The sequence below is a fragment of the Paenibacillus glacialis genome, from assembly GCF_001637205.1.
Classification (GTDB): Bacteria; Bacillota; Bacilli; order Paenibacillales; family Paenibacillaceae; genus Paenibacillus_AQ; species Paenibacillus_AQ glacialis.
The window spans coordinates 1-10,045 of the sequence record NZ_LVJH01000064.1; the positions used below are offsets into that span (position 1 = coordinate 1).

Annotated in this window: 18 protein-coding genes and 1 pseudogene; 18 read left to right on the plus strand and 1 reads right to left on the minus strand. The window is 37.8% G+C overall.

Annotated elements, in window-relative coordinates; translation table 11 throughout:
• Window positions 1-103: 103 nt before the first annotated feature.
• The 14 genes from PGLA_RS27175 to imm47 (PGLA_RS27660) all read left to right on the plus strand — a co-directional run bounded on the left by PGLA_RS27175 (window position 104) and on the right by imm47 (PGLA_RS27660) (window position 8,441).
• A complete protein-coding gene (locus tag PGLA_RS27175; RefSeq protein WP_084411427.1) occupies window positions 104-487 on the plus strand; it encodes a hypothetical protein in 384 nt (127 codons plus the stop codon).
• A 31-nt stretch (window positions 488-518) separates the two neighbouring features.
• Window positions 519-833, plus strand: a complete 315-nt coding sequence (locus tag PGLA_RS22585; RefSeq protein WP_425415412.1) for an immunity protein YezG family protein — start codon at window positions 519-521, stop codon at window positions 831-833.
• An 835-nt stretch (window positions 834-1,668) separates the two neighbouring features.
• On the plus strand, window positions 1,669-1,953 hold the full coding sequence (locus tag PGLA_RS22595) for a hypothetical protein (protein WP_068537390.1): 285 nt from the start codon (window positions 1,669-1,671) through the stop codon (window positions 1,951-1,953).
• Window positions 1,954-2,667 (plus strand): superoxide dismutase, encoded by a 714-nt coding sequence (locus PGLA_RS22600; RefSeq protein ID WP_068537392.1) that lies wholly within the window; start codon window positions 1,954-1,956, stop codon window positions 2,665-2,667.
• Window positions 2,668-2,887: 220 nt separating this feature from the next.
• A complete protein-coding gene (locus PGLA_RS22605; protein ID WP_068537394.1) occupies window positions 2,888-3,274 on the plus strand; it encodes an immunity 22 family protein in 387 nt (128 codons plus the stop codon).
• A 358-nt stretch (window positions 3,275-3,632) separates the two neighbouring features.
• The gene (locus PGLA_RS22610; protein ID WP_068537395.1) at window positions 3,633-3,926 is read left to right on the plus strand and encodes a hypothetical protein; all 294 of its coding nucleotides are present in this window, start codon (window positions 3,633-3,635) and stop codon (window positions 3,924-3,926) included.
• Complete coding sequence (locus PGLA_RS22615) at window positions 3,922-4,455, plus strand: suppressor of fused domain protein (RefSeq protein WP_281197451.1); 534 nt, start codon at window positions 3,922-3,924, stop codon at window positions 4,453-4,455. The genes PGLA_RS22610 and PGLA_RS22615 overlap by 5 nt, the downstream gene beginning before the upstream one ends.
• Window positions 4,456-4,737: 282 nt before the next feature.
• Window positions 4,738-4,995 (plus strand): hypothetical protein, encoded by a 258-nt coding sequence (locus PGLA_RS22620; RefSeq protein ID WP_068537398.1) that lies wholly within the window; start codon window positions 4,738-4,740, stop codon window positions 4,993-4,995.
• Window positions 4,968-5,441, plus strand: coding sequence for a hypothetical protein (locus tag PGLA_RS22625; RefSeq protein ID WP_145939648.1), 474 nt, complete (start codon window positions 4,968-4,970; stop codon window positions 5,439-5,441). Before PGLA_RS22620 ends, PGLA_RS22625 begins: the two co-directional genes overlap by 28 nt.
• A gap of 559 nt (window positions 5,442-6,000) precedes the next feature.
• On the plus strand, window positions 6,001-6,273 hold the full coding sequence (locus tag PGLA_RS28240) for a hypothetical protein (protein ID WP_068537403.1): 273 nt from the start codon (window positions 6,001-6,003) through the stop codon (window positions 6,271-6,273).
• 35 nt (window positions 6,274-6,308) lie between these two features.
• Window positions 6,309-6,746, plus strand: coding sequence for an SUKH-3 domain-containing protein (locus PGLA_RS22640; protein ID WP_161487983.1), 438 nt, complete (start codon window positions 6,309-6,311; stop codon window positions 6,744-6,746).
• Window positions 6,747-7,295: 549 nt separating this feature from the next.
• The gene (locus PGLA_RS28245) at window positions 7,296-7,466 is read left to right on the plus strand and encodes a hypothetical protein (RefSeq protein ID WP_161487984.1); all 171 of its coding nucleotides are present in this window, start codon (window positions 7,296-7,298) and stop codon (window positions 7,464-7,466) included.
• An 85-nt stretch (window positions 7,467-7,551) separates the two neighbouring features.
• Window positions 7,552-7,701, plus strand: coding sequence for a hypothetical protein (locus PGLA_RS28250; RefSeq protein WP_161487985.1), 150 nt, complete (start codon window positions 7,552-7,554; stop codon window positions 7,699-7,701).
• Window positions 7,702-8,153: 452 nt separating this feature from the next.
• Window positions 8,154-8,441: an Imm47 family immunity protein gene (gene imm47 / locus PGLA_RS27660; protein WP_245700273.1), complete on the plus strand. Its 288-nt coding sequence runs from the start codon at window positions 8,154-8,156 to the stop codon at window positions 8,439-8,441.
• Here imm47 (PGLA_RS27660) and imm47 (PGLA_RS29465) read toward each other — a convergent pair.
• Window positions 8,425-8,691: pseudogene (gene imm47 / locus PGLA_RS29465) on the minus strand (Imm47 family immunity protein); the annotation flags it as partial. The gene imm47 (PGLA_RS27660) and the pseudogene imm47 (PGLA_RS29465) overlap by 17 nt on opposite strands.
• Here imm47 (PGLA_RS29465) and PGLA_RS29865 point away from each other — a divergent pair.
• From PGLA_RS29865 to PGLA_RS28440, 4 genes are all read left to right on the plus strand, one after another.
• A complete protein-coding gene (locus PGLA_RS29865) occupies window positions 8,657-8,767 on the plus strand; it encodes a hypothetical protein (RefSeq protein WP_425415413.1) in 111 nt (36 codons plus the stop codon). The pseudogene imm47 (PGLA_RS29465) and the gene PGLA_RS29865 overlap by 35 nt on opposite strands.
• Before the next feature lie 159 nt (window positions 8,768-8,926).
• Entirely contained in the window at window positions 8,927-9,355 is a 429-nt protein-coding gene (locus tag PGLA_RS22650; protein ID WP_068537407.1) for an SMI1/KNR4 family protein, read from the plus strand.
• Between the two features lie 165 nt (window positions 9,356-9,520).
• Window positions 9,521-9,847, plus strand: a complete 327-nt coding sequence (locus PGLA_RS22655; protein ID WP_068537409.1) for a type VI secretion system Vgr family protein — start codon at window positions 9,521-9,523, stop codon at window positions 9,845-9,847.
• On the plus strand, window positions 9,825-10,045 hold a 221-nt coding region (locus PGLA_RS28440), incomplete at its 3' end, for a hypothetical protein (RefSeq protein ID WP_169810208.1). The genes PGLA_RS22655 and PGLA_RS28440, both read left to right, overlap by 23 nt.

Consider the following 10,045-nt stretch of genomic DNA (forward strand, 5'->3'; position numbering starts at 1 on the left):
AAAGGAAAAAAGGAAAGTTACTACTAATATGTAAAACGTGAACAAAAAGGGCCATTCTAATAATAATGAAACAATAGATAATGTTTTAGATCAAGTGATTTAAATGAAGGATCGATACAAGAATGATGGTACGAAGTTGGGGCAGGAAACAACAGGAGCCGTAGATGCGGTCCAAGCATTGCGTAAAACCGCAGATATGGCATCCGGGTTCGCCAGCGGAGGTCTGGGGAAAGTGTTTACCAATGCGAGGAAGATGGCAAACAACCTCGGTCTGGGCGAGCAAGTGATGAAGCTGAAGAACGTGATGCAATCCCTAGCGATGAAGAGTCCTAAAATGGCATCAGTCTTGTCGACATCAGGCCATGTGGCGACACAGTACGGTAAGAGTCTAGTAATGGAACAAGCGATGCAAGAGGGAATGCGATACGAATTCGTCGGAGATCTGGTCGAGAAAAGTCTCCAAAGTTGGATTTTATTATTATTCTGAAGGAAACGAGAACCCAATTCATGTTCTTGAGATAACAGAGTTGTTTGAGGTGGACAAAGATCATGTAGATCAGTTGAGATATAAACTCTCAGATTTTTTTGAGGAGTTGTGGAAAGAGTCTGTACAAAATAATCAAGATGTATGGACAAGCCTAACCTTCATACTTGATAGTACAGGAGATTTTAAAATTGATTTTGATTATGAGGATTTGTCCGAAGTCGATGATTTTGAGAGGCAAGTAATTTGGAGATACAAATATTTAGGTTTAGAGCCATCTGTGGAAAAAAAGCGCGCTAGAGGAATTTTTGAAAAATATTTGGAAAACCAAGAGCAAAATGATGGATAAGACTTTATAGGGGGAATGCCCCTATTGATCGAATGAATTCTTCGTTCGATCAATAGCACATATATCCCCTGTATTACCGGTATAAAAATATCACCATTTCGATTGTACATACATCGAAGGGTGATAATTATACCGTTAACAACAAAGTTACGTTATATTAAACGGGTTGATTATGGTCGAATATTACCATGATTGCCTGTTTTTTTGTTATATTCGTCTATTATGTGAGAGCACTATCTGGTGATGACCAGTTAACATATAGAGGAAGGATACTTTTAGGCTAGTCGCCCTGCCTTCTAATAGCAGCTTCCACGTCTTTAAATTAAGTTTACTACACCAACAAACCGTCCAGCAGATTATAAAGCAGCAAATGCAGAAGCCCGTTTAAGTAAAGACTCTGATCCACCCACTGAACTGAATAAGCCACCTGCGGGTTATATATGCCGAATGAATTATATATCTAACCATCGTTTACCGCTATAAGATTAAAGATTCAACGACGTCGAAGAAGGATGGGGATAAGAAAGATTCGGAAGGTAAGAGCAAGGATAAAGATACTGGAAAGAGTGGTAAGGAATCAGATAAAGGAAAAGAGAAGTCTGGTACTGAGGGGACGGGTGAAGTTGGAACTCCTCCACGATACGGAAATAGAAAGATTTCTGATGAAGAACGTGAATTTTATAGAAACAGAACGCCAAATGATAAAGCAAGGGATAAAGTAAATGAAGGACTAGATGAATCAGCATTACCAGTACCAGATCCTGTATTAGACGGAAAACAATTAAAAGCAAGATATGAACCAGATCATATAGTAGCCTATGAAAAAATTATTGATATGGATGGTTTTGATACACTAACACATAAACAAAAGTTAGAGGTAATAAACAACTTAGACAATTTCGAAGGATTAAGTAGGTCTGCAAACGGATCTAAGCAAGATAAAAGTTATGAGGAATGGACTCACTATAAGAAAGGTCAAAAAGGAGAGATTGAGGTTAATCCAGAGTTTAGAGCGAAAATGATTGAAATAGAAAGAGAGATGGAACGAAGATTACAGAAACAAATTGATGATCTTAATAAGCAAAATAGAAAAAATGACCCTAAGAAAGGCGATGATTAGATGAATGAGAAGATTGAGTATTTAAGAAAGTTTAATAAAAGCGCACGTCTTATGCAATTGGATGAAATAAGTGATACTTATATTGATATGATACCTGATATTTGGCGAGACATTTTTAGTGAGAACAATGCTAAAAATAGAATCCAAAAGGTTCTAGAAAATTGGAGGAAATACTCAGGGAGAGAGTTGAGTATTACTATATCATACCTATATGAAAATCTTGAAAATATAGAGTTGTTGGAAATAGAGGGTAGGCATTCTACTAGATATTCAATTTTATATACCATTAAAAAACCGAATAATGAAATATGTTATTACGAAGGACGTAATCCAAAAGAAAAGTTTCATAATGATGAACTAGAACAAAATTGGAGTATGTTTCCTGAATCAATTCAACAATTCTATGAAAATGTTCATAATGGTTTTTATTATTATGCGAGTGTATCTATGGGATTATTACCATTCGAATTTATACCGTTTTTGGGTGATGATGATTTTGACTGGAGTATTATTAATGATTTAAAAGAACCGTTGCAAATTGATTTGAATACGTCCTTTGGTTTTTTTAGTAATGGGATGGGTTCATATATTGCAATAGATTATAATAATTGCAGTGATGTTAATGCTACTTTCTGGTCAGCAAAAACACAGCCTAAGTATAATATTAATTTTTGGGATCATGTTGATGAATGGATAGTAATTGGTTTTGAGTAAATCAACATTGCAAGTCAATCATTCCCTCCAAACGAGTATTCACTACTTGTCTGGGGGTTCTTTATGTTGCCACAAAAAAACTATCATTTTTTATTCCTAAGTTTAAGATTACTATTGATTACTAAATGTTTAAAAGAAGATTACAAAATTGGGAAAATTATAAATTCGAAGTTGGAGTAGATGCTCTACCAGAGGGGCTAAAACCTTGAGGAGGCTTAACATGGAAAAGGAAGGATTTGTATCACTGTGGGTAGGGAAAGTTCAAACCACTGAAGAATTGAATAGATTACTCGCTGTTTCTTATTCTGATGAAGGAGATTTTTTTCCATCTATATTTGCAAAACGCTTTGAGATTAGAAGATATGACGATGCTGTTAGAGAAGCAGAATATTATGAAACGGTGAGTAATGACCTGAATCAATTACTTGAAGGATTTTCTTATGATGATGAAATTGTCCCAAGATTCGAAAAGCTAGTTCAGGTAGGATTGCCTAATGATATTAATGCGGTAGTTTTACTTTATAACTTTAAGCACACTGGGGAAATTGTTGAAGCTCCAATTCTATCTAATTACCTGAGATTCTTAGGTACGATAGAATATCAATAATGGGGGGGCTACCCAGTGCCAGTGCCGAATGAACCTTTCATTCAACTATTAACACACTTAACCCATGTAATACCCGTATAGAGATTTCGTCATTTCGTTTGTACGCACAATAATGCTTGACAATTATAACTTGAATAACGCAAAGCGTTACAAAAAAACAGGTCGATTATGGTCAGATACCACCATGATTGAACTGTTTTTTGTTATCTTTGTTATCTGCGGTTTTTTCAAAATTACTCGCAACTGTAAAATACCATATAAGTCAACATATAAAGGTAAGGCAACATTGTAAGGCCAGCCACCTTGCCCTCTAATATAGTCCGAAATTCGTTAAAAAATTTCGGTTGGGGGGTTGAACATGAAAGACGTACAAGTTTCGATTGACCGCATTGTAGTCGAGTTTACGGACATCTACTGGGATTTCTTTAATCCCTTCAAGTTAAGATTACGTCAGTATCTAAATGCTTCCTTGAGTTTGAAGGAAAAGGGTTTCAAGTATCATTTGCATATGAGAGATAGTGGGCATTACCTGCACATTTCATATCAACTGACCTTCGTTCCAAAGTCGAGAAAGAATACGCTAAGAATCGAGTGCCATCTAGATAGCCTAGTTCATTTCCATTCTTGGCTTAAGCCATTAAGGGACAATTAAAGCAAATGATAATAGAAACTACCATACCATCATTACTTCAGGAATGAGTCTATTACCTGCTGATGTTCCAGAAGATGATAACGAGTGGAAATATACAGAGTTAATGATGTATCTTCCTTCATCTTGGCCTGTTAATAAAGAAGGTATAGAAAAATTTAATGATTATTGGCCATTTGGTTGGCTTAGAAAGCTTGGAAAGTTCCCACTGGAAAAAGAAACTTGGTTTTGTTATGGAGATACCATTCCTAACGGTGATCCCCCGGAACCAGTTGCACCAAACAATAAGTTTACGAGTATGTTATTGTTACCTCCAATCCGGGAAAATGAAGACTTTTATTCTGTGAGGGTCAGTGAGGAGAAGACAATTCGCTTTGTAGTAGTCTCTCCAATATATCAGGAAGAATTAGAATATAATCTGACACATGGGTTGGAAGCACTTCTTGAAAAATTTGATGAGTATGATGTAAATGATATAGTTGACGTATGTAGAGTAAATACCTGTGAATCTAAAGATCTAATCACAGACTAATCCAACCATACACTTATAAACAATTTGAAAAAATATAAAGGTTTATTCCACTTGAACTATGAGTAGGAGTAAACCCTTTTTTTTGTATGTGAAATAATATGAGTGGTAAGACAAGTACAGGTTAGAAACGGAAATTGTGATCATTTGGCTGTAGCAGAAAGTATATTATGAAGAGATTTCACGGGAATCAAGCTTACTAGAGTGAAACAAGAGACGAACCATTAATGGCGCATCCATAGGTGACACTACGAGAGAAACGGCAGCAGCGAGTGACGTGTAGTAATGGCCAAACAATGTGCCGTGTATGTCGAAGATATGGTACCTGAGCCACCGAAGAAAAAGAAAATTTTCTGGGAGAAAGTGCTAGATATTACACAAGTGGTGCTAGATGTAGCGGGGCTGATTCCAGGCATCGGAGAAATAGCGGATTTAGCGAATGCGGGGATATACCTAGCACGTGGAGACTACGCAAACGCAGCCCTATCTGCGGCAGCAGCGATTCCATTCGTAGGGTGGGGGCAACAGGTGCTAAGTTCGTAGGCAAAGGGATTAGTGCATTCAAAGCAGGTAAGAAAGCCGTGCAAGCCACAACACGAGCCGTAGACGCGGTTAAATCGCTACGTAAAACCGGAGATATGGCAGCAGGGATCATGAGTGGAAGTAAGGGTAAAGTCTTTACCAATGCGAGAAATATAGCAAATAACCTCGGACTAGGCGAGCAAGTGATGAAGCTGAAGAACGAGATGCATTCGCTGGCGATGAAGAGTCCTAAAGTGACTAAAGTCTTATCTACCGCAACGCATGTTGCGAAACAGTATGCTCAGAGTCTAGCAATGGAACATGCGATGCAAGAGGGAATGCGGTACGAACTCGTCGGAGATCTGGTCGAGCAATATGGCGGAGATAAGATGCGTGCTGCACTAACCATGATATCCATCATGGGTTCCAGCGTAGCGGTGGAAAAAATAATTCTTCTGGTATTATAGATGGTGGCGGCAGTTCCTCAAGCGGCGGATCTGGAAAGAAGGATAAGGATAAGACTAAGAAGGAAGAATCAGATAAGACCAAGAAAGAAGATACGAGTAAGAAAGATAAAGATACACCTAAGTCGAAGAAGGAAGAGACGAATAAGCCGGATAAGACGAAGAGTCCTGAGCCGAGTAAGAAGGTTAAAGATTCAACGACGTCGAAGAAGGATGGGGATAAGAAAGATTCGGAAGGTAAGAGTAAGGATGAAGATACTGGAAAGAGTGGTAAGGAATCAGATAAAGAGAAAGATTCTGGCCCTGAGGGGACGGGAGATGCTAAAAGACAAAAGCAAATTGAGGATTCTAGGGATTTTGCTAGAGAGCAGTTAGACGACCATGTTAAGTTCCTTAAGAACGGTGGAATCAAAAAACCTATAGATGAAAATGGACATGGTGGTGGGAAATATAAACCGGATGTAATAAGTGCCGCAGTAGACATAACAACGGTGGTGGTAAAAAACCTAAAACAACATTTGGTTATAATGGAGCTAGGGAAGGACAATTCAATCCAAGTGTTATGGAACCGCATCCTGACTTAATTAAGATAGCACAAGAAACAAGGAAGAAAGCCAAAAATGACCCTAACAATCTGTATAAGGACGATGAAAGTTTCGAACTATGGCATGTCGAAAACTGTGCTGAAATTCAGGCTGTCAATCAACTATTATGGTCAGGTTCAAAAATAGAAGATATATTAATAAGTACGGTTAACGGTAATGGGAAATATAAAGTGTCATGCAGAAACTGTCAAAAGACATTTTTAGATTTCATTAATGATTTTCATGAATAGTACTTTTGAAAAAAAGGAGGATGCTTATGCGGAACTTGTCAGATGAAACAAGAGATATACTGCTACAAGCTGGATGGAATCCAAATAACAAGGTTGATTTAACCAAGACAGTAAAGTTTTTAGAGGCGATGGGGTATCAAGTATTCAATCCAGTGATTGATGCATTAAGTCTATTTGGTGGAGTTGAATATAAATTTAAGTATCCGGATGGAAGTTTGGAAACCCTCCATTTTAGCCCTGAAGAAGTTGTTGGGGATTACTACGAAAAAGAAGATTTTGAGGAGTTTGAGGCGCGAGTGAAAGAGCCGCTTGTTATAATTGGAGATGCATACCGTGGAAATTTAATAATGTTTATCTCGAAATCGGGGAAGGTCTTTGGAAAAAACGGGTATTCATTATTTAAGTTCGGAGATGACATATTCGAGGCACTGGACACTCTTTGTTTATTTAGAAAACCAGAAGAAATAGAATAATAAAGTTCAGTCATTCTATGAAAGGCTTTGGCAACACGAGAAGAGGCTACCCAGTGCCGAATGAATCCATCATCCAACCAACCATAAGCACATATAACCCATGTAATACCCATATAGAGATTTCGTCATTTTGTTTGTAAGCACATCAATGCTTTAATTTTCATACCCTAAATAACGTAATAGCCTTACATCGAACAGGTCGATTATGGTCAGATACCACCATGATTGACCTGTTTTTTGTTGTCTTCGTTTTCTCACAGTTTTTCAATATCATATGCAACTGTAGAATACGCCGCCCTGAAAGGGAGGGGGAACAGAAGATTTCCGCGACTCCAAAGCGACGTAGCCTGATTACTACAGTAAGAAAAGTAACAATCTTTATTTTACGCCGCAACCAACTGGCTACTTGCCGCGATGATTACAGTGTAAGAACAATCTGGTGACGACCAGTAGACATATACAGGTGAGGTAACGTTTCGGGCTAGCCGCCTTCCCTATTCTACAGCCGCCGAGCGGCGGCATAACAGCACAAGAAGGAAGGTTGAACTAATGAAAACGAAGTACGATTTCTGGTTGATTAAGAATAACAAAGCCGCTAATGCGTACATGGATGAAGTTGCCAGGGAAAGCAACGAGGAAGATAGGGGACAACCTCGGTATAGGCGAGCAAGTGATGAAGTTGAAGAACGTGATGCAGACACTAGCGATGAAGAGTCCTAAATTGGCAAAAGTCTTATCTACCACAACGCATATGGCGTCCCAGTACGGTATGGAGATGGCATCCGAACAAGGGATGTAAGTGGGCTTGCAGAACGAATATGTCGGAAATCTGGTCGAGAAACTGTGCGGAGAGAAGCTGTTTACAGCATTCCAATGGGCATCCACTGTGGCAGGATCCAAGCGTTGCGGCGGAGGGAAGAAGGATGAACCTGTTATTCAACCAATTCATATTTAACCTGTGCAATACTCCACAATACGAGCTGACCGCCTGTATTGTGATCTTTTTTTACCTTTCAACATAAAACAGAATGCAAATCTCTCTGATAAATGGTTATGGTCGGTAAAATAATCATTATCTTCTTTTTTTCCAAGTTTAAGATTAGTACTTAGGGGACGGGTGATATTTACACAAGTAAAATTAGTGATGAAATAAAATCTTACTTGGACAACGTAAAAACCCAAATAAGAATGAGTTAATTGATGGACATTACCTGATATAACAAATAGTAATCCCAATTATGCGGTTGAAGAGATATCAATTAATGCTGATGGAACAAGAAAAGTAAAGTTTACAACTCAATTCCCAGATGGGAATCTTGCAAAAATCAAGACAAGTACACTCTTTCCAGATACGTGGACCGATAATATTTGGTATGGAGAAAAAATTATGGTGAAGATATTAGTTTGTTGAAAGAATCTATTACAAAAATAACCACTGAAAAACAGTGTATCTTATTAATAAATGACTTATTAAAACTAGGTGGTTTTACAGCTAAAAGTTTACTGATTCAATTGTTGAATACCGCTACGGATGAAAATGTTATGAATTTATCTATAAGATTATTTTGTTCGGTTGCGTCACATCAAGATCTATTAAACAATGAAAATTTATTGTTTTTTCCCAATGTATCTGAAGATAATGCGGACACATTTGCATCATGCGCTTCATGTAATAATAATACTTTTCATTATTAATTCCTTTTATATAATCAAGATATAGACTTCCGATTTCATCAACTGTTGCCTTTTCATCTAATGTATCAGAATAGTTAAGCATAATGTCCAAGGAATTCCTAATTGTATCTTCTACATTGGTATCCTCCCATTCTTCTAGCATTGCTAATAAATATGGAATTGCATCATAAGATAAAGTATATAGTGGAATTAAAAGCCCTGTTGAGTACAATACAATTGTTACAGATGAGAAATTCAACGATGTCCTCAATTATGTTAATGTACTTTCAAAAATGGACTGGAAAATAGGCGGGAAATACTTTTATGGATATTTAATAAATGAATGATCGAGTCTGTAATGTCTTATGTTAAAAATATTTATAATGGTATAGGTGCTTCCTTAGGATTTAAAGACCACGGGAGAGCTCCTTCTTCATTATCTAGATTAAGATTACTACTGATGCGACAGGTAAAGACGGGGGCTCAATGAATTAGGAGGAGACTAAATGAGTAATTTACCTGTGGGTATAGAACAAATTCTAGGAGTTGGCACTTACAAGCGTCAAAATAGAGCTGAAGTACATGAAGCTTTAATTCGATTAGGTGTAGCTGTATCCGATACGTTTCGTGAATTTTATAATAAGTATAGCGGCCCGTTTTGGGAAGAAGACGTACCTTTTGAGTTGCTAGATATCGTAGAGGAAAAAAATAATATTGAGTCGTATACACTTATTTCTCGGAAAGAGCATGGGTGGCCGAAACAGTTTCTTGTTTTAAGCGAGATGTCTACAAATGCGGTACTCGTTCTTGATACCATTACGGATAAAGTATATAAAGTTAATTTTGAGGGCGGAGATGAATTACTTATACAAGGTGAGTTAAAAGAAACTTGGGTAACTTTCCAAGATTTTTTGAAAGAATATTTTAACTGTTAATTGGAGGCTGTCAAGTGCCGAATGAATCCTTCATTATACTCTACATAACGAATTAGCGTTTCAAGGAACAGGTCGATTATGGTTAGATACCAATGATTGGTCTGTTTTTTTTCTCCTTTTTTAAATTGACCGCAAAAGATCATCTTTAAAGGTTTAATTTCCTCCGTGAAAAATACGCATGTGAATGGTGTCTATTATGTTGAGATTGAAAGCTTATCTGGCAGTATCCAATTAGATACTCAGAAAAGAAAACGATCTTTTCAGGATATCTCGATGACCTATGATACGCTACTAAAGAACATCTTGAAAGAACATCCCGGAGCAGATATTTCGTGTAACATCGGAGAAGGGCTTCCTATAGGAGAGCCGATTATTCAATATGAAGAGACCGATTGGGAATTAATCAATCGGCTTGCAAGTCATTTTCAACAATTCGTTACAAACGAAATGTGCCGTGTATGTCGAAGATATGGAACCAGAACCGGAACCTGAACCGAAGAAAAAGAAAAGCTTCTGGGAGAAAGCACTAGACATCACGCAAGTGGTGCTCGATGTGGCAGGACTGATTCCAGGTATCGGAGAAGCAGCGGATTTACTGAATGCGGGAATATATGCGGCACGTGGAGACTACGCGAACGCAGCTCTATCTGCGGCAGCGGCAATTCCGTTCGTAGGGTGGGGTGCAACGGC